Source organism: Zafaria cholistanensis (assembly GCF_008580665.1).
In the GTDB taxonomy this organism is placed as follows: domain Bacteria; phylum Actinomycetota; class Actinomycetes; order Actinomycetales; family Micrococcaceae; genus Zafaria; species Zafaria cholistanensis.
In genome coordinates this window covers 69,085-92,934 of sequence record NZ_BKDJ01000013.1, presented here as the reverse complement: position 1 = coordinate 92,934, position 23,850 = coordinate 69,085, and the positions used below count along the sequence as shown (strand labels likewise).

The 23,850-nt window shown below is 67.5% G+C and carries 22 protein-coding genes and 1 pseudogene; 12 read left to right on the top strand and 11 right to left on the bottom strand.

The window, feature by feature from the left end:
- Positions 1–236: 236 nt before the first annotated feature.
- The 4 genes and pseudogenes from NCCP_RS11955 (at position 237) to NCCP_RS11940 (ending at position 4,399) form a co-directional block, all read left to right on the top strand.
- Positions 237–1,586 carry an aspartate aminotransferase family protein gene (locus NCCP_RS11955; protein ID WP_149957526.1) on the top strand — a complete coding sequence of 450 codons (1,350 nt, stop codon included), beginning with the start codon at positions 237–239 and terminating at the stop codon, positions 1,584–1,586.
- 196 nt (positions 1,587–1,782) lie between these two features.
- Positions 1,783–2,082, top strand: coding sequence for a hypothetical protein (locus tag NCCP_RS11950; protein WP_149957511.1), 300 nt, complete (start codon positions 1,783–1,785; stop codon positions 2,080–2,082).
- Between the two features lie 15 nt (positions 2,083–2,097).
- A pseudogene (locus NCCP_RS11945) lies at positions 2,098–2,382 on the top strand (biotin/lipoyl-containing protein); the annotation flags it as partial.
- Positions 2,383–2,935: 553 nt separating this feature from the next.
- Positions 2,936–4,399: an alanine/glycine:cation symporter family protein gene (locus NCCP_RS11940; RefSeq protein ID WP_225873814.1), complete on the top strand. Its 1,464-nt coding sequence runs from the start codon at positions 2,936–2,938 to the stop codon at positions 4,397–4,399.
- 325 nt (positions 4,400–4,724) lie between these two features.
- Here NCCP_RS11940 and NCCP_RS11935 read toward each other — a convergent pair whose 3' ends face one another.
- The 3 genes from NCCP_RS11935 to acnA all read right to left on the bottom strand — a co-directional run bounded on the left by NCCP_RS11935 (position 4,725) and on the right by acnA (position 9,205).
- On the bottom strand, positions 4,725–4,940 hold the full coding sequence (locus NCCP_RS11935) for a hypothetical protein (RefSeq protein WP_149957508.1): 216 nt from the start codon (positions 4,938–4,940) through the stop codon (positions 4,725–4,727).
- A 321-nt stretch (positions 4,941–5,261) separates the two neighbouring features.
- Positions 5,262–6,497, bottom strand: a complete 1,236-nt coding sequence (locus NCCP_RS11925; RefSeq protein WP_149957507.1) for an NADP-dependent isocitrate dehydrogenase — start codon at positions 6,495–6,497, stop codon at positions 5,262–5,264.
- A 14-nt stretch (positions 6,498–6,511) separates the two neighbouring features.
- A complete protein-coding gene (gene acnA, locus NCCP_RS11920) occupies positions 6,512–9,205 on the bottom strand; it encodes an aconitate hydratase AcnA (RefSeq protein WP_149957506.1) in 2,694 nt (897 codons plus the stop codon).
- A gap of 227 nt (positions 9,206–9,432) precedes the next feature.
- Here acnA and NCCP_RS11915 point away from each other — a divergent pair, with 227 nt between their 5' ends.
- The 7 genes from NCCP_RS11915 (at position 9,433) to NCCP_RS11880 (ending at position 15,294) form a co-directional block, all read left to right on the top strand.
- Positions 9,433–10,464, top strand: coding sequence for a Bug family tripartite tricarboxylate transporter substrate binding protein (locus tag NCCP_RS11915; protein ID WP_149957505.1), 1,032 nt, complete (start codon positions 9,433–9,435; stop codon positions 10,462–10,464).
- 31 nt (positions 10,465–10,495) lie between these two features.
- Positions 10,496–10,882, top strand: a complete 387-nt coding sequence (locus NCCP_RS11910; RefSeq protein WP_149957504.1) for a universal stress protein — start codon at positions 10,496–10,498, stop codon at positions 10,880–10,882.
- Positions 10,872–11,432, top strand: coding sequence for a tripartite tricarboxylate transporter TctB family protein (locus NCCP_RS11905; RefSeq protein WP_149957503.1), 561 nt, complete (start codon positions 10,872–10,874; stop codon positions 11,430–11,432). The genes NCCP_RS11910 and NCCP_RS11905 overlap by 11 nt, the downstream gene beginning before the upstream one ends.
- Complete coding sequence (locus tag NCCP_RS11900; protein WP_149957502.1) at positions 11,432–12,937, top strand: tripartite tricarboxylate transporter permease; 1,506 nt, start codon at positions 11,432–11,434, stop codon at positions 12,935–12,937. Before NCCP_RS11905 ends, NCCP_RS11900 begins: the two co-directional genes overlap by 1 nt.
- Before the next feature lie 557 nt (positions 12,938–13,494).
- Entirely contained in the window at positions 13,495–13,809 is a 315-nt protein-coding gene (locus NCCP_RS11890) for a beta-propeller fold lactonase family protein (protein ID WP_149957501.1), read from the top strand.
- Between the two features lie 123 nt (positions 13,810–13,932).
- The gene (locus NCCP_RS11885; RefSeq protein ID WP_149957500.1) at positions 13,933–14,601 is read left to right on the top strand and encodes a GntR family transcriptional regulator; all 669 of its coding nucleotides are present in this window, start codon (positions 13,933–13,935) and stop codon (positions 14,599–14,601) included.
- A 51-nt stretch (positions 14,602–14,652) separates the two neighbouring features.
- Positions 14,653–15,294: a LysE family translocator gene (locus NCCP_RS11880; protein ID WP_172627385.1), complete on the top strand. Its 642-nt coding sequence runs from the start codon at positions 14,653–14,655 to the stop codon at positions 15,292–15,294.
- Positions 15,295–15,589: 295 nt separating this feature from the next.
- Here the strand turns inward: NCCP_RS11880 and NCCP_RS11875 are convergent, their stop codons facing one another.
- The 8 genes from NCCP_RS11875 to NCCP_RS11840 all read right to left on the bottom strand — a co-directional run bounded on the left by NCCP_RS11875 (position 15,590) and on the right by NCCP_RS11840 (position 22,803).
- Positions 15,590–16,573: a cyclase family protein gene (locus NCCP_RS11875; RefSeq protein WP_149957499.1), complete on the bottom strand. Its 984-nt coding sequence runs from the start codon at positions 16,571–16,573 to the stop codon at positions 15,590–15,592.
- Positions 16,570–16,818: a hypothetical protein gene (locus NCCP_RS11870; protein ID WP_149957498.1), complete on the bottom strand. Its 249-nt coding sequence runs from the start codon at positions 16,816–16,818 to the stop codon at positions 16,570–16,572. Before NCCP_RS11870 ends, NCCP_RS11875 begins: the two co-directional genes overlap by 4 nt.
- 12 nt (positions 16,819–16,830) lie before the next feature.
- On the bottom strand, positions 16,831–18,168 hold the full coding sequence (locus NCCP_RS11865; protein WP_149957497.1) for a TRAP transporter large permease subunit: 1,338 nt from the start codon (positions 18,166–18,168) through the stop codon (positions 16,831–16,833).
- 34 nt (positions 18,169–18,202) lie between these two features.
- Entirely contained in the window at positions 18,203–18,979 is a 777-nt protein-coding gene (locus tag NCCP_RS11860; protein WP_149957496.1) for an NAD(P)-dependent oxidoreductase, read from the bottom strand.
- A gap of 27 nt (positions 18,980–19,006) precedes the next feature.
- Positions 19,007–19,645, bottom strand: coding sequence for an RraA family protein (locus tag NCCP_RS11855; RefSeq protein ID WP_149957495.1), 639 nt, complete (start codon positions 19,643–19,645; stop codon positions 19,007–19,009).
- Between the two features lie 106 nt (positions 19,646–19,751).
- Positions 19,752–20,747: a tripartite tricarboxylate transporter substrate binding protein gene (locus NCCP_RS11850; protein WP_149957494.1), complete on the bottom strand. Its 996-nt coding sequence runs from the start codon at positions 20,745–20,747 to the stop codon at positions 19,752–19,754.
- A 47-nt stretch (positions 20,748–20,794) separates the two neighbouring features.
- Positions 20,795–22,300 carry a tripartite tricarboxylate transporter permease gene (locus NCCP_RS11845; RefSeq protein ID WP_149957493.1) on the bottom strand — a complete coding sequence of 502 codons (1,506 nt, stop codon included), beginning with the start codon at positions 22,298–22,300 and terminating at the stop codon, positions 20,795–20,797.
- A gap of 2 nt (positions 22,301–22,302) precedes the next feature.
- Complete coding sequence (locus NCCP_RS11840) at positions 22,303–22,803, bottom strand: tripartite tricarboxylate transporter TctB family protein (RefSeq protein ID WP_225873813.1); 501 nt, start codon at positions 22,801–22,803, stop codon at positions 22,303–22,305.
- Positions 22,804–22,944: 141 nt separating this feature from the next.
- Between NCCP_RS11840 and NCCP_RS11835 the strand changes: the two genes are divergently transcribed.
- Positions 22,945–23,730, top strand: a complete 786-nt coding sequence (locus NCCP_RS11835; protein ID WP_149957492.1) for an IclR family transcriptional regulator — start codon at positions 22,945–22,947, stop codon at positions 23,728–23,730.
- Positions 23,731–23,850: the final 120 nt, after the last annotated feature.

The window sequence follows — 23,850 nt, the reverse complement described above, 5'->3', positions numbered from 1 at the left end:
GAAGAACTCTTTGTTCGGCGACACCCACGCGCACGGCGCCGAGGGAGTGCACTTCTTCACCCGCGGCAAGGTGGTGACCAGCCGCTGGCTCGACCCCAGCCACGGCGGCCTCAACCTCGGCTTCCCGACCAACGCGTAAGGACGTTCCCGTGACCGAAACCATCACTGCCGCCGACTCGTCTCAGGAAGGCACCGGCGTTGCACCGGAAAGCGCGCACTTCGCGAATGCGGAAACCGTGGAGATCTCGGCCAGAGAGACCGAGGCCGGCCGCCGCGCCTACGAGCTGGACCGCGCGCACGTCTTCCACTCGTGGTCTGCGCAGGCAACGCTGCAGCCGATGACCGTGCTCAGGGCCGAGGGTTCGTACGTCTGGGACGGCGAGGGGCGCAAGCTGCTGGACTTCTCCAGCCAGCTGGTGAACACCAACATTGGCCACCAGCACCCGAAGGTCGTCGCCGCCATCCAGGAACAGGCGGGGAAGCTCTGCACGATCGCCCCGCAGCACGTCAACGACGCCCGCTCGGAAGCGGCCCGGCTGGTCGCCGAACTGGCCCCCGGCGACCTGAACCGCGTCTTCTTCACCAACGGCGGTGCCGACGCCGTCGAGCACGCCATCCGCATGGCCCGGCTGCACACCGGCCGCAAGAAGGTCTTCGCCGCCTACCGCAGCTATCACGGCGGCACCCACCTGGCGGTGAACGTCACCGGGGACCCGCGCCGCGTGCCGAACGACTTTGGTGACTCCGGCGTCGTGCATTTCATGCCCGCCTACCCGTACCGCTCCTACTTCGGCTCCACCACGGAGGCGGAGGAGACCGAGCGGGCGCTGCGCCACCTGGAGGACATGATCGTGCTGGAGGGCCCGCAGAACATCGCGGCCCTCATCCTGGAATCGGTTCCCGGCACTGCGGGCATCTACGTGCCCCCGGCCGGGTACCTGGAGGGCGTGCGCGAACTGACCCGCAAGTACGGAATTGTGTACATCGCCGACGAGGTCATGGCCGGGTTCGGTCGGACCGGCAAGTGGTTTGCGATCGAGCACTTCGGCGTGGTCCCGGACCTGATCACCTTCGCCAAGGGCGTGAACTCCGGCTATGTGCCGCTGGGCGGCGTGGTGATCTCCGAGGCTATCTACCAGACCTTCGCCGAGCGCGCGTACCCGGGCGGGCTCACCTACTCCGGACACCCGCTGGCCTGCGCGGCGGCCGTCGCCACGATCGAGGCGATGCGCGAAGAAGGGATCGTGGAGCACGCAGCCTGGCTCGGGGAGAACGTGATTGGGCCGGGCCTGCGGGAGATCGCCCAGCGGCACCCCTCGGTTGGCGAGGTCCGCGGGCTCGGCGCCTTCTGGGCGATCGAGCTGGTCAAGAACCGCGAGACCCGCGAACCGATGGCCGCCTACGGCGGGTCCTCGCCCGAAATGAACGAACTGGTCGCCGCGCTGAAGGCCGCAGGGATGCTGCCGTTCGCGAACTTCAACCGCATCCACGTGGTCCCCCCGCTGAACACCAGCGAAGCCGACGTGCGCCGCGGGCTGGAGATCATCGACAAGGCGCTGGAGATCACCGACCGCTACGTGGCGTAGCAGCGTTGCGAGCGGGAGCCTGCCGTGGGCAGGCTCCCGCTACCGCCTTGCGTGCCTACAACGAGTTCTCACCCGCCCGGTTGCTGGCCGCTGGGCGCTCTCAAAGCTCTCCTCCTCAGGAACGTGCAAGGCATCGAAGCAGCTCCATGCCCGGGCAGAAGCCACCTACCCCCAACTTTCAGTGCGAGGCCCACTCATGGATGCACTTTCCCGCGAAGAACAGCTCTCCTGTGAATACCGTGGTTTCCCACTCCTGTGGAAACTCGAAGGAAGACTTGCCGAACTCTGGTGGCTCAACGGAACGCGCCGCACAGTCCGCATCGATCAGACCCACCGCGAACACAAGGTTTTATGGATCGTCGATTTGGACCTGGGCCTTCGGGAACTCGTATTTGTCGATGAACTGGCTGCGGTAGCTGAGTCCCCATTGAATCCAGCTCCAGACGGGCACGGAACCATTGGGGCAACCGACGCCGCCGAGGACCCCGCTTCATGACAAGCGCTAAGCGCCATTACGGTGAGGGACCGCAACGTCGAATCCACCGTGAAGTCGGCTGAAAAGGCTGACGCGTCCAACCCCGGCCACGTCGCCGCGCCCTTCGTCGGGGCGGTCACCGCCACCGTCAAGGCCGGGGACCGTGTCGAGGCCGGCGGAACGATCGCGACCATCGAGGCCATGAAGATGGAGGCCGGCATCACCACTCCCGTCGCCGGCACCGTCTCCCGCGTCGCCATCACCGGCACCGCCCAAGTCCAGGGCGGAGGCCTGCTGGTGGAAATCAAGGCGGAGTCATAAGGATTCCCTTGTGCTGCGCATCCTTCGCAGCACAAGGGAGGCCGGCGCATCAATGGCGCTGCGGCGGCACCCAAAACCCGTTGGATCTGAACCGATCCAGCGGGACGGGAGGCGGCCGATCAGGGATTCCAACCTCTTTCTCTGATCGGCCGCTCCTCGACGCTTTCATCCTGCTCCCCGGAGCATCCTCCGCAAGTAGGGCGCTGCGCGTTGAAGCACCGTACAAGAGATATGCCCCTTATCCAGCGCATCAACTAAGGCAGCGGCCAAAGGTCAGTCAGGTCGCGGATGACTTGCCTTCAATGGATGACGGCTTGAGTGCCCGGGTTGGAGAGGCGTGGCTACTTAGCCCAAAAGCGCCGAATGCTGGACATGACGGGGATCACATGGTTAGCTTGTTTTGAGCCCTTATTGCCTGACAATCTGGCAACTGGAAGAGCGATTGTTCTCTTTTGGCCGTGACCGCGACCGGCGCGAAGACACCCGGAAAGTATGCACCACGGGAGTGCGCCACTCCTGTCGGCGCATGAAACGCCGCTTGGAGACCCATCCCTTGGAAATTCTCACCAATATTTACGACGCCATCTGGAACCCTCTGGTCTACATCACCCTCATCAGCGGTTTCGCCTATACGATCGCCACCCGGGCGGTGCAAGTGCGGCACCTTCCCGGCATGATCAAGTGTCTTTTCGGGCGGGTCGAATCGGACACCGGCACCTCATCTTTCCAGGCCTTCACAATGGCTTTGGGCGGACGGGTAGGCGTGGGCAATATCGCGGGCGTGGCCACGGCCATTGCCTTCGGTGGACCCGGTGCCCTTTTCTGGATGATCGCCACCGCCATCCTCACCGCCTCCAGCGCCTTCATCGAGGCGACTCTCGGGCAGATTTACAAGGTCAAGTCGGACGGCGAATACCGAGGGGGCATTCCCTGGTACATCGAAAAGGGCCTTGGCCTCAAGTGGCTCGCCTGCACCGTCGCTGTCGTCGCCGTACTTTGCTATTCGCTGCTGATTCCCGGCGTCCAGTCGTCTACCATCGTGACCTCACTGGATACTGCTTTCGGTATTCCGACATGGATTTCGGGCCTCCTACTGGTGCTTCTGGCCGGTCTCGTCGTCTTTGGCGGAACACAACGCATCGCTGCCTTCTCGGAGAAAGTCGTTCCCGCCATGGCGGCCCTCTACATCCTTCTCGCGGTAGTGGTTCTGATCTTTAATTTCCAGCAGATCCCCGGCGTCATCCAACTTGTTCTTGGCTCGGCCTTCGGTACTCACGCCGTTTTTGGGGGGATGATTGGCGCAGCAGTTGCCTGGGGAGTCAAACGTTCCCTGTATTCGAACGTCGCAGGTGTCGGTGAGGGTGCTTTTGCGGCGGCGTCGGCCTCGGTGTCCCATCCTGTGAAGCAGGGGCTGGTCCAGTCGTTCTCCGTCTACATCGACACGGTCATGGTCTGCACTGCCACCGGTGTCATGATTCTCTCGACCGGGGCCTACAACGTACTGCCCGAGGGCCGGGTCCCCTTGGTCGAGAATCTGCCGGGCGTGGAGCCTGGCGCAGAGTTTACCCAGATCGCGGTCGATTCTGTTATGCCCGGAATGGGCATCGGGGCGGGGATTGTGGCAATCGCGATCTTCTTCTTCGCTTTCACCTCGATCCTGGCTTACTTCTATTACGGGGTAACGAACGTTGTCTACCTCACGGGGAGCTCTCGAGGGTTTCTGCCGCGTGTCGTGAAAACCGTCGTGCTTTTGTCCGTCTACGTGGGCACGATGCTGTCAACCGAAAATGTCTGGGCGCTGGGCGACATCGGTTACGGCCTCATCGCCTGGTTCAATATGGTGGCGATCGCCCTGCTCTGCCCCACGGCAGTGCGCGCCCTGCGGGACTACGAACGACAAAAGAAGCAAGGACTTGATCCAGTCTTCGACCCCGCAGCCGCAGGCATCAAGGGCGCGACATTCTGGGAATCGTCCCAAACGCCATCCCCGGTTCCCGAAACGGCCGGCCGGCATTGACCTTCGCCAAAGGAGGTCACGCCAAAAAGGAACGCCGTCGCGCTTCAGCCCGTTGCCCAACGTGGTAGGGCCTGTCCTGTGAATCATCGCCGCCATCGTCCTAGCTGCAATGATTCACAGGACAGGCCCGTGTGTGGCGAGATGGGGGCGGGTGGGGGCCTAGCGGCGGCCTGCGGGCGGTCGGTTGGGTCTCGGTGTTCATGTGTGCAGGAAAACAGCGGAGCGGGCGGGCTTTTGCCGTGCACCTGTAGGCACGGGGCAAGCACCCTGAACCAGGTGAGAAAGGGCGTCGAACGCAACGCGTTCGACGCCCTTTTATGCCCGGTTAGAGGGAGGTTTCCTGCGGTTCCTGATCGGCGTTCCTGGCGGCGGTGCGCTTGCGGACGCGGGTGCGCTTGGCGGGGTCGGTGATGCCGAGTTTGCGCAGTTCCTCGAGGGACCAGCCGTTGCGCTGGGCGGCGGCGTAGAGCTGCACGTCGGCGCGTTCGGCGTCCTCGACCTGCGCCTGCAAGTCGGCCAGTTGCTGGGCGGGAGGTGACAAGATCGCGGATGGACGGGTAAGCGGGTGCCTTTGTAACGATCCGTGTTTTGGTCCCTTGGTTGGTCTGGTTATGGGATGAGCAGGAGCGTGCCTTGAGCGGTGTGTGAATGCAGTGCCTCGTGAGCCTTGCGGGTTTGGGCCAGAGGGAAGGATCCGACCCGGCCCTCAATCCTCGTCGTGGCCGGGCACCGAACTGCACGTCGCTCCCAATCCCAGCGGATTGAACGCCCACTCCAGCCTCGATGACTTGGTCGGGGCTTACCGGGCTACCGCCCAGGCCGCCGGGATCCCGGGCCTGGCGGAGCAGTAAGTCCGGGTGGTCTACCCGTCCTGCCCGGCCGCGCTCACGGAAGCGGCCACAGACGCCGTCACCGCGTCGATGAAGTCCTCAGTGCTCACGCCGCCGGCTCCCGGGGTGGACAGTGCAGCCAGGTCGTCGGTCATGGTTCCCCGCTCGACCGTTTCCGTGGTGGCCCGTTCCAAGCCGGCGGCGAACCGGGCCAGGGCGTCATTGCCGTCCAGTCGCGCCCGGTGGGCCAGTGCTCGGGTCCAGGCGTAGATGGTGGCAATGGGGTTGGTCGAGGTCACTTCTCCTGCCTGCCGGCGGCGGTGGTGGCGGGCGATCGTGCCGTGCGCCGCCTCGGTGAGCTGCGTGTCGCCGTCGGGCGTGGTGAGGACGGAGGTCATCAGCCCCGGGGACCCGAAGCCTTGGGCGACGATGTCCGATTGCACGTCGCCGTCGTAGTTCTTGCAGGCCCATACGTAGCCGCCCTCCCACTTGAGGGCGGAGGCGACCATGTCATCGATCAGCCGGTGCTCGTAACCGATCCCCACCGTCTCGAAGCCGTCACGGAACTCCTCGGCGTAGACGGCATCAAAGACGTCCTTGAACTGCCCGTCGTAGGCCTTCAGCACGGTGTTCTTCGTGGACAGGTACACCGGGAAACGGCGGCGTAGCCCGTAGGAGAAGCAGGCGCGGGCAAAATCCCGAATGGAGTCGGTGTAGTTGTACATGCCCATCGCCACCCCTCCGCCGGCCGGGAAGGAGGTGACCTCGTGACTGGTCGCCGGCGAGCCGTCGTCGGGTGTGTAGGTCAGCGTGAGCTTGCCGGCGCCGGGAACGGCGAAGTTAACCGACTTGTACTGGTCCGCGTGGGCGTGACGGCCGATCACGATCGGACGGCGCCAGCCGGGCACCAGCCGGGGCACGGAGTCAATGATGATCGGCTCGCGAAAGAGCACTCCGTTGAGCACGTTGCGCACCGTGCCGTTCGGTGAGGGCCAAAGCCTGCTGAGCCCGTACTCCGCGGCCCGCGCGGCATCGGGGGTGATGGTGGAGCACTTCACGCCCACCCGGTGCTCGGCGACAGCCTCGGCTGCCTCGAAGGTGACCCGGTCCCCGGTCCGTTCCCGGTTGGGCAGGGACAGGTCGAAGCGCAGGATGGACGCGTCCACGTGCGGCAGGATCAGCCGGTCCCGCACCAGCGTCCACATGGTGCGGGCCATTTCGTCGCCGTCGAGTTCGACGATCGGCCCATTCACAGTGATCTTGTCCATAAGTCCTTCTCCGTTCAGCGCTGGCGCGCGGCTTCAATCGTGCTGCCCTGGTCGGCGGCGCGGTGCTGTTCGATGGTGCTGCGCAGCAGGGAGGGGATGACGCCCCCGGCGTGCAGCAGTTCAACGTCCAGTTCGGTTTCGACGGCGGCGCGGGCGGTGAATTCTTCGGTGCCGCCGCCGGCGGCGCGCAACACGACGGCGACGCCGGCGCGCGGGGCGAGGGTGTCCGCGGGCGCGTCGATCTCGATGGTGTCCCCGGGTCGCAGGCCCTGGAGCCGGGCGCGGACCTCTTCGGGGGCGATCAGCGGCAGGACGCCCATGCCGATGAGGTTGGAGCGGTGGATCCGCTCGAAGCTGCCGGCGAGCACGGCGCGCACGCCGAGCAGGCGCTGGACCTTGGCGGCCCAGTCGCGCGAGGATCCGGTGCCAAAGCGCTCACCGGCGATGATGACCACCGAGTCACCGTCCGCGCGGTAGCGTTCGGCGGCCTCCCACAGGGGCATGACCTCGCCGCTGGGGGCGTGGACAGTGTGGGCGACCGGCAGCCCGCCGGGGATCCCGGCACCGAGGCGGTTGTCGACGGTCCTGTTGTGGAACCCGCCCCGCAGCATGGTCTCCCAGTTCCCGCGGCGGGAGGCGAAGACGTTGAGGTCATCCCGGTTCTCCCCGCGCTCCACCAGGAAGTCGGCGACCAGGCTGTTCGCCGGGATGGCGCTGGCCGGGGAGATGTGGTCGGTGGTGATGTCGTCGCCGAGCACCAGCAGGGGATGGGCGGTGTAGCGGCCCAACTGGCTGCCTTGGGACGCGGAGGCGAAGGGCGGGCGGCGCAGCATCGTGGAGTCCGGGTCCCAGGGGAACCGGGGCGTGTCGGGGGCCTCGAGCCGGGACCACATCGGGTTGCGCACGGCGACGGAGAAGTCCCGGGCAAAGTCGGCCGGGTCCTGGCCTGCGGCCCAGGCCTCGTCGATCTCGGCCTGCGTGGGCAGCAGGTCCTCGAGGGTCACAGGTGCCGCCCCGGCGGGGGTACCGGCACGGAAGTTGTGGGTGGCCAGGTCGATGTCCGCGCGCCCGACCAGGGCATAGGCGACCACCAGGGGCGGGGACATGATGAAGCCCAAATCCAGGTCGGGGTGCACGCGGCCGGGGAAGTTGCGGTTGCCGGAGAGGATCGCGACCGGGCGGATGCGACCGGCGTCGAGGTTCTTCTTGATCGGGTCGGACAGCGGGCCGGGGTTGCCGATGCAGGTGGTGCAGCCGAAGCCGACGATGTCGAACCCGACCTCCCCAAGGTCCTCCAGCAGGCCGGAGCGCTTGAGGTAGCTGGCCGCGGCAGGTGAGCCGGGGGCCAGGGAGGTCTTCACCCAGGACGGTACGCTCAAACCCAAGGTGCGTGCCTTGCCGGCGAGAAGGCCCGCGGCGATGAGCAGTTTGGGATCGGTGGTGTTGGTGCAGCTGGTAATGGCGGCCAGGGCCACCGGGAAGACCGGCATGTCGCGGGCGGGTTCGCGGACGGAAGCCTCCTCCCCGGCCAGCGCGGTAGGGATTTCGGCGAGGGCGCGCAGGTCCTGCGGGCGGCGCGGGCCGGCGGCGCGCAGCTGGATGGTGGAGAGGTCGACCGTGATGGTGCGGGAGTATTCGGGTTCGGCGTCGGGATCGAACCAGAACCCGCAGGTGCGGGCGTAGGTCTCGACGAGTTGGCGCTGGAACGGGTCGCGGCCGGTGTCGCGCAGGTAGTCCAGCACGTGGTGGTCGATGGGGAAGTATCCGGTGGTCGCGCCGTACTCGGGGGCCATGTTGGCGACCACGGCGCGCTGGCCAACGGTGAGGCTGGAGACCCCGGGGCCGTAGAACTCGACGAACTCGCCCGCCACGCCCAGGGCGCGCAGGCGCTGGGTCACGGTCAGGGCCAGGTCGGTTGCGGTTGCTCCGCGGGGCAGCGAGCCGGTGAGCCTGACCCCGACGACGTCGGGGATGCGCAGGGTGGTGGGCAGGCCGAACATGACGGTCTGAGCTTCCAGCCCCCCGACTCCCCAGCCCAGCACGCCGAGGCCGTTGATCATGGGGGTGTGGCTGTCGGTGCCGATCATCATGTCCGGCACCGCCCACGGCAGGCCGCCGTCGGCCGCCTCGGCCGTGGTGACCACGGTGGCGAGCTGCTCGAGGTTGATGGTGTGCATGATCCCGGTGCCGGGCGGGTTGATATGCACGGTCTCCATGCTGTGGGCCGCCCATTTCAGGAAGCGGTAGCGCTCCCGGTTGCGCCGGTACTCGTGGACCAGGTTGCGCGGGGCAGCGTCGGGACGGCCGTATTCCTCCACGGCGAGGGAATGGTCGATGGACACGTCCACCCGCAGCAGCGGATTCAGGGCGGAGGGGTCGACGCCGGCCTCCGCGAGGGAATCGCGCATCCCGGCGATGTCGACCAGGGCCGGGGTGCTGGTGGTGTCGTGCATCAGCACGCGCTGGGGCCAGAACTCCAGTTCCTCCTCCGAGGTCCGGGCTTCGAGCCAGCGGCTCAGGTTCCGCACCGTCCGGGCCCCTTCTGCGGCCGTGGAACGGCGCAGCGTGTTCTCGGCGAGCAGCCGCAGCACCACGGGCAGGCGCGCGAAATCGCCGCCGAGGGCGGCGCGCACGTCAGCCACCCTGAAGGCGCGGCCCTCCACCTCGATCGTGGCGTTCCTGCGCGTGGTTCCGGTTCCCGCGGCCATTGGCCCTCCCTCATAGCGTTACACGTTATAACCTATAAGAACCTACCTCATTTTGGGCCTTGCGCACCAGACCCCGGGCTCGCTGGGGCGGACCCTAACGCGGCACACAGCGTTGTGGACATCTATAGATAACAGCTTATAGGCTACAGTGAGTGGCGGCCGTCACATGCGTTGACGCTTCGGCCGCCAAAGAGCCCTTGGCCAAACATCCCTCGGAAGGAGCGGCAGTGAAGCCGAATCCGGAGCCCACACCCCGTCCGACCCGCGTCCGTCCCACCCCGGCCCGGCGGGCTGCCCTCGCCGTTTTCGCGGTCCTTGGAAGCGCAGCGGTTGCGCTGGCCACGGCCAACGCCTCGGCCAGCGGAACCGGGAACGACGCCCGCAGCCAGCTCACGCTCATCGCGCCCGCTGGCGCGGGGGGCGGGTGGGACGGCGCCGCCCGCGAGGCCCAGCAGGCCATGCGCGCGCAGGGCATCGTGAACAACGCCCAGGTGGTCAACATCCCCGGCGCGGGAGGAACCATCGGCCTGACCAAGTTCGCTGGCATGGAGGGCGAAAACACCACCCTGATGCTGATGGGCATCACCATGCTGGGGGCCATCAACATTAACGGCTCGGAAACCACGCTCGAGGACGTCACCCCCATTGCGCGCATCACAGAGGACTACGACGTCCTGGTGGTCCCGGCCGACTCCCCCTACAACTCGGTCGATGACCTCGTTGCCGCCTGGAAGCGCGACCCCGGCGCCTTCGCCTTCGGCGGCGGCTCGCTCGGCAGCGTGGACCAGATGATCATCACCCAGCTGGCCCAGGCGAGCGGGATCGAACCGACAGCGGTCAACTACATCGCCTACTCCGGCGGCGGCGAGCTGGCCACCTCGCTCATGTCAGGCACCATCAAGGCTTCCGTGAGCGGCTACGTCGACTTCGCCGACCAAATCGAGGCCGGCCGCCTCAAGGCGCTGGCCGTCTCCGCGCCCGAGCCCGTGGACGCGATCGACCTGCCCACGCTCAAGGAGCTGGGCTATGACATCGAACTGACCAACTGGCGCGGCATCGTTGCCGCCCCCGGAATCACCGCAGAACAGAAGACGGAGCTGCAGGCCATCGTCACCGAGGTGGTGGGAACCCCCGAATGGGCCGACGCCATCGAACGCAACCAATGGACGGACCGGTTCCTAACCGGCGAGGACTTCGAGCGTTTCATCGCCGAGGAGAGCCGCTCCGTGAACGACATTTGGAACGAACTCGGCTACTGAGTCCGCCGCCCCCTTCAACACTGGAGACACTATGACCATCCTGGTTGGATATACCCGCACGGCCGAGGGCCAGGCGGCCCTGCGCCACGGCATCAAGGCGGCCGGATCCACCGGCCAGCCGCTGAACATCTTCCCCCTGGGAGACCGGAACGAACCCGCCCCCGCCGCCACGGCAGACCCCGCCCTGCAGGCGGCCCTGGAAGGCGGGGCCACCCTGCTCCGGCGCGACCCCGAGGGCCGCCACGCGGCGGAGGAACTGCTGGATTCCGCCACCGAAACCGGAGCCGCACTCGTCGTCATCGGTGTGCGTACCCGCTCCCGCGTCAGCAAGATCATCCTGGGATCGGATGCCCAGAGCATCATCCTTGGTTCCCCCGTTCCCGTCCTGACCGTAAAGGCGGCCTCCGATGAGCGTTGACGCACAAGACAGCCCTGATACCGGCGAGCTGGCACGGACCCCCGAACAGATTCCCGAGGGTCAGCATGGGTTCTGGACCGGGCGCAGCGGCCTGGTGGTCGCTGGGATCCTGGCGGCCATCGGCGCCTACCTGGTGGTCGGCATCGTCATCATGGACGTTCCCGAAGGGGCCAAGGTCCCGGGCCCCACGTTCTTCCCCATCCTGATCGCCATCGCGGTCTTCGTGCTCGCGGCGCTGCTGGCCGTGCAGACCCTGCGCAAGCCAGAACCCGTCCCGGCGACGGAGGGCAACGCCCGCTTCCATACCGACTGGAAGTCCCTGGGACTGGTCTTCGGGTCCTTCCTGGCCTTCGCGCTGCTGCTGGTCCCGGTGGGGTGGCTGATCTCCGCGGCCCTGCTGTTTTGGGGCGTGTCCCGGGCCCTGGGCAGCAGGCGCCCGCTGTTCGACGTCGGCCTGGCGCTGGTGTTCTCCTCCTGCATCCAGCTGGCGTTCGGCGCCGGGCTGGGACTTAACCTGCCCGGCGGCATCCTGGAAGGAATCTACGGCTGATGGAATCCCTGTCCCTGCTTATGGAGGGCTTCTCACAGGCCCTCACCCCGATGAACCTGCTGTGGGTCTTCGTTGGTGCGTTCCTCGGCACGGCGGTCGGCGTGCTTCCGGGTCTTGGGTCCTCCATGGCCGTGGCCCTCCTGCTGCCGGTCACGTTCAGCCTGGACCCGGTCGGCGCGTTCATCATGTTCGCCGGCGTCTACTTCGGCGGCCTGTTCGGCGACTCCACCATGGGCATCCTCATGAACACCCCCGGCGGCGCCACCGCCATCGCCACTACGTTCGAGGGCCACCGGATGGCCAAGACCGGGCGGGCACCGCAGGCGCTGGCCACCTCGGCCATCGGCGCGTTCATCGGCGGCCTGATTGCCACCACCCTGGTGGTGTTCTTCGCTCCCAAGCTCGCCGACATCGCCGTCATGTTCGGTCCCGCCGAGTACTTCGCCCTCGCCGTATTCGCCTTCATCGCCACCGCCTCCGTCGTCTCCGACTCGGTAATCAAGGGCCTCTCCGCCCTCGTCATCGGTCTGGCCCTGGCCGTGGTCGGCATCGACGGCATCTCCGGGGCCTCCCGCTTCACCGCCGACATGCCCCAGCTCTTCGACGGCATCAGCATCATCGTCATCACCGTCGGCGTCCTGGCCCTGGGCGAGGTCCTCCACGTCGCCTCCCGGATCCACCGCGACCCGAAGCTCTCGGCGATCGCCGTCTCCGGGCGCCCCTTCCTCTCCAAGCGCGAGTTCCGCGAGGCGCTGCCGGCCTGGCTGCGCGGCACCGCGTTCGGCGTCCCGTTCGGTGTCATCCCCGTCGGCGGCGCCGAGGTACCCACCTTCATGGCCTACGGCACCGAGCGGCAACTGGACCGCAAGCGCCGCAACCCCCAGTTCGGCAAGGGCGCCATCCGCGGCGTTGCCGCCCCGGAGGCCGCCGGCAACGCAACCTCGGGCACCGCCATGGGCGCCCTGCTCGCGCTCGGCCTGCCCACCTCGGCCACCGCCGCGATCATGCTCGCCGCCTTCCAGCAGTACGGGCTGCAGCCGGGGCCGCTTTTGTTCGAGCGCAACGCCGACCTGGTCTGGGCGCTGCTGGCCAGCCTGTTCGTGGGACTAGTCATGCTGCTGGTGCTCAACCTGCCGTTCGCCCCGCTGTGGGCCAAGCTGCTGCTGATCCCCAAGCCCTACCTGTATGCGGGTATCACGGTCTTTTGCGGACTTGGCGTCTACGCGACCAGCGCAGCCACTTCCGACCTGCTTATCGTGCTGGCGATCGGCGCCCTGGGTTTCGTCCTGCGCCGCTACGGCTTCCCGCTGGCGCCGATCATGATCGGTGTTGTCCTCGGCCCGCTGGCCGAAACCAGCCTGCGCAACGCCATGATGTCCAGCGGCGGGGAGATCGCCGTCCTGGTCCACAGTCCGGTCACCTGGACCCTCTATGGCATCCTCGCCCTGGTCCTCGTCTACACGGCCTGGCGGCGGATCGTCTCGCGCGCCCGCGTGGACGTCTAGCGCGCGAGCAGTCACTATCCGACGACGGCGGCGGACGCATCCCACGGTGCGTCCGCCGCCGTCGTCCTTTAATCCCGCTGCCACGGCCGAACGGTCCGGGGCCCGCGACATACTTCAACTAGAGGTGGATGACTAGCACTAGAGGTGGATGACGAGAGGCAGGATGCATCCTATAGCTGATAGGAGATTGGAGGCACCGCCACAAGTTCCAGAAGTGACCGCCACTACCGCACCCACAAACGCACAGTTCGAGAAGAGGACCGTCCGCAAGATTACCTGCGGATCATCCCGTTCGTCTTCGTCCTGTACATCGTCAACTACATCGCCCGGGCCAACATCGGCTACGCGTCGCTCCACACTAACCCCGAGCTGGGCCTGACCAGTCAGGCGTTCGGCCTTGCCGCGGGGCTCTTCTTCATTGGCTACTTCCTCTTCGAGGCCCCCAGCAACGTGGCCCTCGCCAAATTCGGGTCCGCCGCTGGATCGCCCGCATCCTACTCACCTGGGGCGTGCTGACCGCTTCGATGGGCGTCGTGCAGAACCACATTTAACTCGACATCGTCCGCTTCCTCTATGCCAGCAACCGCAGCGGCGCCGGCGACAAGACCCCCGGCGGGCCGGGCGAGGACACCGCCGCGGCACACGCGGTGGCCCAAGACAGCACTCTCATGCCGGCGTCGTGGACCGGAACCGGCGGCATCCACCCCCGCTTCATCGTGCTGGGCCCGGATGGGGAGTCGATCTTCGCGGCCAACGAGAAAAGCGGCACCATCCAGCGCTTCGGCCCGGACCGGAGTGCGGGGTCCCCGGGGATCCGGGAGGAGGTCCCTCGGACCGATTCGCCGGTCTGCATCGTGTTCGTCGGCTTCTAGGCCCTCCGAGGGACGACCCCACGAACCCGTCCAGCTGCCGCGCGCCCCCGGGGCCGCCGACAGCCGGAGGGGTATGCTATAGCCAATAGCCTACGTCGCCGAGAAGACAGTAAGGAGCCCGCGGTGCCCGTCCCTCCCGTAGCACTAACCAAGAGCGCCTATGCCTACGACGAGATCCGCCGGCGTATCCTCACCGGAGAGATTCCGCAGGGGTCGGTCCTCAGCCAGGCGCAGATGGCGCAGGAGATCGGGGTCAGCACCACCCCGCTGCGCGAGGCGCTGCGCCGGCTGGAGGCCGAAGGGATGGTGCAGCTCGAATCGCACCGCGACGCACGGGTCACCCCGCTTACCGCGGACGAGGCGCGCGACCTTTACCTGATCCGGGAGAGCCTGGATCCGATGGCGGCCAGCCTCGCCGCGGCCAGCCGCACGGATGTCGACATCGCGGCCATCGGGGAGGCCCTCAAGCGCCTGATCCCGCTCAGCGCCGCCGCGGACCTAGAGGCAATGACGGCCCACCGCGAATTTCACCGTGCCATCTACACCGCTTCCCACAGCCCGCTGCTCATCGGCATCCTGGAGGGTCTCTGGGATAAGGCGGACCGCTACCGGCAAGTGGGGCTGAATAGCCAGAAGGACTCCGCCAAGGACCGGGCCCGCGTGCAGAAGGAGCACGAGGAGATTGCCGACGCGGTCATCACCGGCGACGCGGACCGCGCCCGCGAAGTCATGCGGCGGCATGTGGTCGGCAGCCTCGGGCGCCGGGCGATCGGGGTCCTCGAGACCGCCTAGGCGTACCCGGCCGACACGTTGGTCACAGGCGGGTGGGACTAAAGTGGGGACGTGAGCATAGAACAGGCCCTGTTGTCTTTCGCCGTCGTCGCTGCCCTGCTGACCATCATTCCGGGACTGGACACGGTCTTGGTGCTGCGCGCATCGATCGTGCAGGGGCGCCTTCGTGGTTACGCGACGGCACTGGGCATCAACACCGGCGCCATGATGTGGGGCATCGCGGCCGCAGTGGGCGCCTCGGCCCTATTGGCCGCTTCTGAGACTGCGTTCACGGTACTCAAACTTGCCGGCGCGGCCTACATGGTGTGGTTGGGGGCAACGATGCTGTGGCGCTCGTTCCGGCGGAACGCATCGGCTTCCGTGGGGCTGGACGCGCCGGGACGGCCGCGCGGCGGATTGGCTTCGGCGTGGGCCAAAGGCGCGGGAACGAACCTTCTTAACCCCAAGGTGGGAGTCTTCTACATTGCCATGATTCCGCAGTTCATTCCCGAAGGAGCCTCTCTCTTGGCAATGGGCATCGCGTTGGCGGGCGTCCACAACCTGCTGGGTCTCATCTGGTTCTCGCTGATCATCAACGGGACGCACCTGGTGCGCGGAAAGCTCCAGAAGCCGGGGTTTGTTCGGGCCACGGACCGCTTCACGGGCGTTGCGCTTGTCGGCTTCGGGACCTCCCTCGCCCTCAAGAGCCACTAAGGTCGTACCCACAAGTCGGAGGTGGGCGGCGCTAACGGCAATGTGTACCGCTTCCCTGTCTGGTCCCATGTTCTCCCTGCCCCCAAGACTTGTGGGAACACCGTGCAGTTGAATGGACCGGTCCCGCCGGTCCCTCACAGCCTGATTTCCTGGCACAACAACACCCCAATCAAGTAGGTGTTGCGACGACCCTCTGAAACCGCCCATCCGTTGCAAGACGGCCCAGAGTGGGGGTGTAGCCCGGGGTACGGGATCCTACGGAATGATCGCAACGGCTCGATGCCCAGAGGCTTCCCTAGAGGATTGCGGTCGCGTTGGCGGGAGATCCGGTGGCGCCCACGATGTTGAGGGGCTTGACGACAACGAGCGCGTGCCACTGGTGGAGTTCGCGCATGCGGCGGGCGAGGGGGCCCAGGCGCCACAGTTCCCCGAGCGGCAGGCCGAGCTTGGCGAGGATTTCCTGGTGCATCATGCCGCGGTCGTTGGGGGCCGAATCGCGGAAGGGGGAGTCCTGAACCGGGGGGAGACATTCAACAGCGAAGTTGTCGGCGGCGAGCATGGTCAGCCCGTTGTTCCAGGCCCAGTCCACGAGTTCCTCGCTTTGGGCCATCCCGGTGGCGCGGCCGGTGGACTGCTGGTCCCGCTTGGCGGTCCCGTCGAGACCGAGGAACCATTCGCTCCAGCCGGTGTGGAGCATCACGAGGTCCCCGGTTTCCACATGGGTTCCCTGGGCCTGGAGGGCGGCCGGAATCAGGTCGAACGGCAGCGGCTGGCCGGCGGCATGGTCAATGTGCCCACCAACGCTTTCCACGTACCCGGCGAGGTCGACGAGCACGCCGCGGGTAACGATGGGGTCGTCGGCCCAGACCTGGATGCCGAGGTCCTCGCTGCCGGCATGGATCTGGTCATCCTGCACGCCCCCGTAGAATCCGACGTCGTCTGCGCGGCGGTGCCGCAGCCCGTCCACCTGGCTTGAGCCCTGCAGGTAGAACCCGTCGAGGAAGTCGTCGCGGTGGGCCGGGTGGTTCGCGTAAATGGTGTGGACGGGTGCCTTGCGGGCCTTGGACATGCCCGGGGCAAAGGCGTCCACCGCGTAGTCGAGGCCGAACACTTCCCCGTGCCGGACGGCGCTGGCGGCGGCGAGCACGGAGGAGGCGTCGGCGAAGGATGGGGTGCCCCGCCAGCGTTCGCCGAACAGCTCCCACGAGGTTCCCGCGAGGGCGCCGGGCCGCTGCTTGAGCTGCCGGCGGTCGGGCAGCCCGTGCCGGGGGGTGCTCATCGGGTCCCCACCTGGACCAGGTGGGCCGGCTGGCGCTGCTTGACGTGGACCAGGATGTAGGCGGCGATGGACGCCACCGACGCGGCGATACACAGGACGGTCTTGAAGACGCCGTTGGGGGCGGTGAGGATCCCGGCGTCGCCAGCGGCCAGGCCCAGTGCCTGCCAGAGGATGAGGAGTACGCCGCCGAGCAGGGCTGTGGCGAGCGAGGCGGTGAAAACGGTCCGGGCGATGCGGTGAAGCATGGTGGTTCTTTCTTAGACGGGCAAGATGCCGGTGGCGACGAGCACGCCGATGCCGAGCAGGGGCAGGGCGTAGTAAAGGAGCATGCGGCGGAAGGTGTGGAGCGGGTCCACGCCGGCGATACCGCACGCGACATACAGGGGCGCTCCGCCGGGGGGCACGGCAGCCTCGCAGGAGGAGAAGATCAGCACCGCAACGGCGGCGGTGGGAGCGGGAACGCCCGCGGCGATGAGCGCGGCGACGCCGATGGTGCCCACGGCGGCCATAGTTGCGGTGGAAGAGAGCGGCGCGGCGACGGCGACGACGATCAGGCCGATGACCAGGGCGAGCAGCCATACGGGCAGGTCCAGGCCGCCGAGCAGTCCGGAGAGCTGCTCAGGCAGGCCAGTGGTGGCCAGCGCGTTGGCCCCGGCGAACGCGAAAAGCACGGTGATGCCGACAACGCCGAAGCGCGGGGCTGAGTCCCCGATGAGCGCGGCCCAAGCCATGGGGCTGCGCGGCAGTTGCCGGCGGCCCAGGACCAGGCCCAGGGCGATGAGCACCACCGGGATCCAGAAGATGGGGCTGACGGCCTTGGATACGTCGGCCCCGGTGTGGTCGGAAAGCAGTTGGGCGAACAGGCCGGTGGTGAGGAACATGGGCAGCGCGACGCCGACGAAGAGCAGCAGCGTGGTCCAGCCGCGGCGGAGGGATTCGAGCAGCAGGGGCCGGTTCTCCTTGGCGGTGGCCTGGCCGCCGCTGCGGCGGACGAGGATTGCGGTGACGATGAGCCGGTGCAGTACGCACCACAGGCCGCCGGCGACCAGCGGCAGGATCAGCGAGTCGACGTCCAGCAGGGGGCCGACGGTGGAGGATCCGACAAGCACGAACATGGAGGCGCTGAAGGGGAACGTGATGCCCATGCCGGCGTTGCCGGCCACGATGGTTGCGGCGGTGGTGCGGTCCATTTTGGCCCGTTCCATCCAGGGAATGGTCACGGACCCCACGGTCGCGGCGATGGCGGCCTGGTTGTGCACGATGCTGCCAAGTCCGGCCGAGGCGACGGTGGAGACGTAGGCCGAGCCACCCTTGCGCCCGCCGATGAGGGCATCGAGCAGGTTGATCATCCGTTCCATGACGCCTGCCTTTTCCAGCAGGTAGCCCATGAAGACGAAGACGACGGTGGCGTAGACGATCTCGTCAGTCAGCGCGTCGTAGAGTGCGGCCCAGCCGGAGCTCAGTGCGTCGGCGCCGTTGAAGGCGGCGGCGACGAGGAAACCGACCATCATGGCTTCTCCGACGTTGCGCCGCATGAGCGTTGTCCACAGGATGATGACCGCTAGGTAGGCGCCCAGCGCCCAGACGCCGATCATGTCCGGTCCTTTCGGGGCGGGAAGCGGGACACCATCAGGATGCCACGGTTTCGGTGGCGGCCATCCGTTCCATGGCGGCCGCTGAGGCGTCGGTCATTTCCGAGGGGACGCCCAGTTCGGCGAGGTAGCCGCTGGTGGAGCGCATCTCGAAGGATCGGCGGGCCGCGTGCTTTTGGGTGCCGGTGAGGAAGCGGTCGATCACGGCTTCGCCGTCTCCGGCCAGCATGGCGGTGATTTGGGTGCGGACGAAGTCCTCCAGGCCGGCGGCGCGTCCTGCGGTGACCGCCTCGACGACGACGGAGGCCAGGCCCTTCATGAAGACGCTGCGCAGGAGCTTGTGCGCCATGGCGGCCCCCGGAGCGCCGGGCACGACTTCGACCGGGGCCCCGATCCCGGAGACCAGGGCAGCAAACGCCTCGGCGCCGGGGCCGCTGGCCATCAGCGGGGTGGCTTCGCGCTGGGCGATGACCGGGCCGAGGATTGCCACGTCGGCGAATAATACCCCGTCGGCGGTCCGGCCGAGTTCCTCCATGGTGCCGGGGGAGGAGGAGGTCAGGTCCGCGTAGCAGGCGCCCGCGCGCATCGCGGGGAGGCATTCGGCCGCGACCGGACGGGCCGCCCCGGCTCCGGTGAGGACCAGGACGGCATCGGCGTCGGCACAGGCGGCGGCGGCGCTGGGTGCGAGTTCGACGCCGGCGGGTGCGGTGGTGACGACCGGGTCATAGCCGGTGACCCGGTGGCCGGCGCGCAGCAGGGCGGAGGCGTAGATGGCGCCGGCCTCGCCGAGGCCGATGATCGTGCAGTTCATGATGCTGTTTCCTTCGGGTGGTGCTGGTGCTTAGGAGGCGGCTGTGCGTGCGGCGACGATGCGGGCACGGCGGTCGGCCTCGTCGGCGAACACGGCCTCGGCCGCCTCGGCGATGCGCTCGGCCTGATCGCGCGGAACGACGACGACGCCGTCGGAGTCACCGATGATGATGTCCCCGGGCAGGACGGGTACGCCGCCGAAGGCAATCGGCACCGCGATGCGCGAGGGCCCGTTCTTGTAGGGGCCTGCGGGGGTGGTGGCGCGGGCGAAGACCGGCAGGCCGATCTCGCCCAGGACTTCCGCGTCGCGTGCGGCACCGTCGAGGGCGAACCCGGCCAGGCCGGCGGAGATCGCCCGTTCGCCGATCAGTTCGCCCAGCAGGGCCCGGGAGGTGTCGCCCCCTCCGGCGACGACCACGACGTCGCCCGGCTGCGCCACGGCGAGGCTTTCGTGGATGCCGCGGTTGTCCCCGGCGGCAACCCACACGGTAAAGGCCGGACCGGCGAGCTTCGCTCCGGGCCAGATAGCCTGGATTGCGGAGTCGGCGACTCCGAGGCGGTCCATGGCGTCGCCGATGTTGGCGGCGGGCAGGGCCGCGAGGCGGGCGACGAGCTCGGGCGCGGGGCGCTCGAAGCCGATGGCGGCGGCGGTGTCTGCTGCGGTGCTCATGTGCTGATCCTTCGTGTGGTGCTAGTGGGCTTGAACCGGTTGCCGGGCCCGGGCTGGTTGGTAGACCCAGGCCCGGCAACCTCGCCTGTGCTGGCTGCTTGGCGGGCTACTTGGTCTGGACGAGCGGCAGGACGGTCTTGTAGTCGGCCTCCTGCTGGGCCCAGAAAGCCTCGTATTCCTCGGCGTTCTGGTAGCTGGTCGCCAGCCCGAGGTCATCCATCTTGGAGACGACCTCGGGGTCCTCGATGGCGGTCTTCAGGGCGCCCTCGAGCTTTTCGGCGACGGCGTCGGGCAGTCCGGCGGGGGCGGCGTAGCCGCGGGCGGTGGCGGCGACGATGTCGTGTCCGGTCTCGGCGAAGGTCGGAACGTCGGGCAGGGCCGCGGACCGCTCGCTGTCCATGACTCCCAGGACCCTGGCCTTGCCCTGCTTGACCAGGTCGGTGACGTCGCTGACGTTGGCCACGAGGACTTCGACGTGGCGGCCGAGGAAGGCGGTGGAGGCCTGGGAGGCGCCCTCGGAGAAGTGCACCGGGCTGAGCGCAGCACCGGTGGCTTCCTTGATCTGGGCGATGGCGAAGTGCTCGCCGCCCTGCTGGCCGGTGGTGGTCGCGGTGATGGTGTCGGGCTTGTCCTTAGCCGCCTGCAGGAGGTCCTCGAGGTTTTGGTAGGGGCTGTCGGGCTGGACGGCGACGACAGCCGGATCGATGACCTGGCGGCCCAGGGGCTGGAAGTCCTCCCGGGTGAACTTGGCGCCGCGGCTGGGGTCAAGCGGGGTGACGACGACGGACGGAGAGCCGGTGGCACCGATGGTGTAGCCGTCGGGCTGGGCGCTGGTCAGGGCGGTGTAGCCGATCTGCCCGCCGGCGCCGGGCTTGTTGACGACCTCGACGTTGGTGCCCAGTTCGCGCTCAAGCACGGGCTGGACCAGCCGGGCGGCGGTGTCCACGGCGCCGCCGGGAGCGAACGCGACCACCAGTTCGATCGACTTGCCCTTGCGGGGGAAGTCTTCGCCCGCGGACTGGGAGTTGCCGGCCGCGCCGCAGGCGGTGGTGGAGAGGAGGGCGAAGGCGGCCACGGAGGTGGCGGCAAGGATGCGCTTCATTGGGTGTCCTTTGCGGTGGGTGGGGATGAGTTGGTGGTGCGGGTGGTTTAGGTTTCGGGGTCGTCGGCCACGAGGGCGGCGGGCTTGCGCAGCTTGAGCAGCGGGCTGCAGACGATGAGCGCGGCGAGGGCCAGCAGGGTCACGGTGACCGGGCGCTCGAGGAAGATGGTCAGGTCGCCGCGGGAGATGTCCAGGGATTCGCGCAGGGAACGCTCCATCAGGGGTCCCAGGACAAGGGTCAGGACCATGGGTGCCAGCGGGATGTCCAAGTGGCGCAGCGCCAGGCCGACGAGGCCGAAGAGGATCATGACGAAGACGTCGAAGACGGAGAAGTTGATCGTGTAGGCGCCGACCACCATGAACATGAGGATCAGGCCGGTGAGGATCGGGTATGGGATTTTAAGGATGGAAGTCCACAGGCCCACCAACGGAACGTTGAGTACCAGTAGCAGGATGTTGCCGATGAAGAGGCTGGCGATGATGGTCCAGGCGATGTCCGCGTGCTCGGCGAACAGGGTGGGGCCGGGGGTCAGGCCCTGTTGGAGGAACGCGCCCATGAGGACGGCGATCGTCGGGGAGGCCGGGATGCCGAGGGTGAAGAGCGGGATCAGGGCGCCGTTGGCGTGCGCGTTGTTGGCCGTTTCTGGTCCCGCGACGCCCTCGACGGCCCCGTGGCCGAGTTCCCTGCGGTACTTGGAGAACTTCTTTTCCGCGCCGTAGGACAGGAGGGAAGACACGGATCCGGTCATCCCCGGGATCAGGCCCAAGCCGAAACCGATACCGGTGCCGCGGGCGAAAGCCGGGGCGCTGCGCCGCCAGTCGGTGCGGGTCGGCAGCAGGGCACGCATGCCTGGTGCTTGGACGACGACCTTGTCCTTGCCGGGGCGGTGGGCGAGGATCTCGGAGAGCCCGAACAGGCCCACGATTACGGCGACGAAGCTGACCCCGTCGAGCAGGCGTTCCATGCCGAAGGTGAACCGGGGCGCGCCGGCGACCGGGTCGATGCCGACCATGGAGATCAGCAGGCCCAGCGCGCCGGAGATGAGAGCGCGAACCATGGAGCGGCCCGCGAGGGCGACCAGCAGCGAGATGCCCACCACCACCAGGGCGAAGAACTCGGGTGGGCCGATCATCAGGCCCAGGCTGCCCAGGGGCCTGGCCGCGATCACCAGGCCCGCGGTGGCCAGCGAGCCGCCGATGAAGGAACCGGCGGCGGCGATGGTGAGCGCCACACCGGCGCGACCGAGCTTGGTCATCGTGTACCCATCGAGGGTCGTGATGGCCGAGGCGGCCTCTCCAGGCGTGTTCAGCAGGACGCTGGTGATGGTTCCGCCGTAGGTGGTGCCGTAGAAGATCGCGCAGAGCATGATGATCGACCCGGCCGCGTCCAGGTTCAGGGTCAACGGAATCAGCAGCGCCACCCCGGCCACAGGGCCGATGCCCGGCAAGACGCCGATCACGGTGCCGAGCAGGCAGCCGATGAAGGCAAACAAGAGGTTCTGCCAGGTCAGGGCCGCGGCGAACCCGTTGAGCAGTTCGTTCAATACGTCCATGGTCACAGTCCGATCAGGCTGAGGGGAACGATGGCCGCCTCAGGGAGAGAAACGTTGAGCCCCAGAGTGAAGAGGTAGTAGACGCCCACGCTGCCGCACAGCGAGATGAGCACCGACTTGATCCAGGACGTCCGCGCCCGCAGCCGCAGGTGGTACATCAGGAACAGGAAGACCCCCAGCTGGAAGCCAATGAACGGCAGCGCGGCAGTCAGGACCACCAGGCTGAGCATCACGGACCGCACCTGCGACCCGTCGGCCTCCTCGGCAGCCGGGGCCGCCTGCACGCCCGCGCGCTCCTGGAAGAACCAAACAACCGAGAGCAGCACCAGTGCTGCGCCCAGAACGCAGGGGAAGAACCCGGGTCCCGGTCCGAGCTCGTTCCATAGCCCGAGCCCGGCCGATTCGGCCAGGACGTATGCGCCGACGGCTGCCAGTACCAGCTGGCCGGCCACAATCGAACGGCGCAGCCGCCGCACCGGGCGGGCTTCTGTGACTGAGGTCATGGGAATCCTTGAATTTAGTTGCGTATTACGGCTACAAATTTCATAGAATAAAATTTAGTAACGTGAGATGAAATGATGGCATGGATCACATCACACGGTCAAGCGAGGTAGGTCACGGCGCAGATTGCGTAGGATGAAAGAATGACGGTGGAACCCAAGACGTCCGAGTCCCGGTCGGCCAGTAGCATGCGGTCGCTCTCCCGTGCCATTGAGGTGTTCGAGCAGTTGCAGCGCTACGAGCATCCCCAGCGGCTGAACCAGATCGCTAAGGACTGCGGAATGAGTTCGCCCACGACTTTGCGGATCCTGCGAGTCCTGCAGGAGTACGGCCTGGTCAGCCAGACGGACAAGAGCTACCGCATCGGACCGGCCGTCCTGCCGGCCGCCCGCGTGTTCCTCGAGTCCGACCCTCTGGCCCGGGCCGCCCGGCCGATCCTGCAGCATCTGGCCGAACAAACCGGGCTGACGGCGTCGTTGTACTCAAGGCTGGGATTCGAGCGGGTTCTGGTTGAACGCGTCGTCGGCGCGGCATCGCTTGGCTACGACCTGCCCCAGGGGCGGCGCCTGCCCCTGACCGTCGGCGCCGCGGGAAAGATCCTCCTGGCGTCGCTTGAGGCGGACCAGCTCGAGCAGGTGGCCCATGCCTCCGTCGAGCGGAAATACGAACCCGCAGGCTTCACGACCGCCGACCTGCGTCGGCGCCTGCCCGCCCCGGGGGAGGACTTCGCCTACTCCGAGGACGAGCGGGCAACCGGCGTCGTCTCGGTGGCCGTTGCGGTCCCCTCGAGAAGTGGAACCATCACCGAATCGATCTCGCTGACCTCCCCCGTGGAGTCCTCCTCGCGCGAGGACCTCCTCGCGCAGGTGCCGGAGCTGCGCCATTCGGCGCGCCGTTTGGCCGACCTCCTGGCCAGCACGATGTACTAGCGCCGCCATCCCCGGGGGCCGGCACTCGCCGGCGCCTTCACAGGGGTTCCGCCCCCGTTTGGCCCCTCCGCGGCCTTTCGGCAACACAGCAATTCCACCAAGGGCGCCCAATGATGGGTG

Coding starts and splice junctions, on each gene's coding strand:
- NCCP_RS11950 (WP_149957511.1), top strand. CDS start 1,783: ATGGATGCACTTTCCCGCGAAGAACAGCTCTCCTGTGAATACCGTGGT.
- NCCP_RS11925 (WP_149957507.1), bottom strand. CDS start 6,497: ATGGACAAGATCACTGTGAATGGGCCGATCGTCGAACTCGACGGCGAC.
- acnA (WP_149957506.1), bottom strand. CDS start 9,205: ATGGCCGCGGGAACCGGAACCACGCGCAGGAACGCCACGATCGAGGTG.
- NCCP_RS11910 (WP_149957504.1), top strand. CDS start 10,496: ATGACCATCCTGGTTGGATATACCCGCACGGCCGAGGGCCAGGCGGCC.
- NCCP_RS11905 (WP_149957503.1), top strand. CDS start 10,872: ATGAGCGTTGACGCACAAGACAGCCCTGATACCGGCGAGCTGGCACGG.
- NCCP_RS11900 (WP_149957502.1), top strand. CDS start 11,432: ATGGAATCCCTGTCCCTGCTTATGGAGGGCTTCTCACAGGCCCTCACC.
- NCCP_RS11875 (WP_149957499.1), bottom strand. CDS start 16,573: ATGAGCACCCCCCGGCACGGGCTGCCCGACCGCCGGCAGCTCAAGCAG.
- NCCP_RS11870 (WP_149957498.1), bottom strand. CDS start 16,818: ATGCTTCACCGCATCGCCCGGACCGTTTTCACCGCCTCGCTCGCCACA.
- NCCP_RS11865 (WP_149957497.1), bottom strand. CDS start 18,168: ATGATCGGCGTCTGGGCGCTGGGCGCCTACCTAGCGGTCATCATCCTG.
- NCCP_RS11855 (WP_149957495.1), bottom strand. CDS start 19,645: ATGAGCACCGCAGCAGACACCGCCGCCGCCATCGGCTTCGAGCGCCCC.
- NCCP_RS11850 (WP_149957494.1), bottom strand. CDS start 20,747: ATGAAGCGCATCCTTGCCGCCACCTCCGTGGCCGCCTTCGCCCTCCTC.
- NCCP_RS11845 (WP_149957493.1), bottom strand. CDS start 22,300: ATGGACGTATTGAACGAACTGCTCAACGGGTTCGCCGCGGCCCTGACC.
- NCCP_RS11840 (WP_225873813.1), bottom strand. CDS start 22,803: ATGACCTCAGTCACAGAAGCCCGCCCGGTGCGGCGGCTGCGCCGTTCG.
- NCCP_RS11835 (WP_149957492.1), top strand. CDS start 22,945: ATGACGGTGGAACCCAAGACGTCCGAGTCCCGGTCGGCCAGTAGCATG.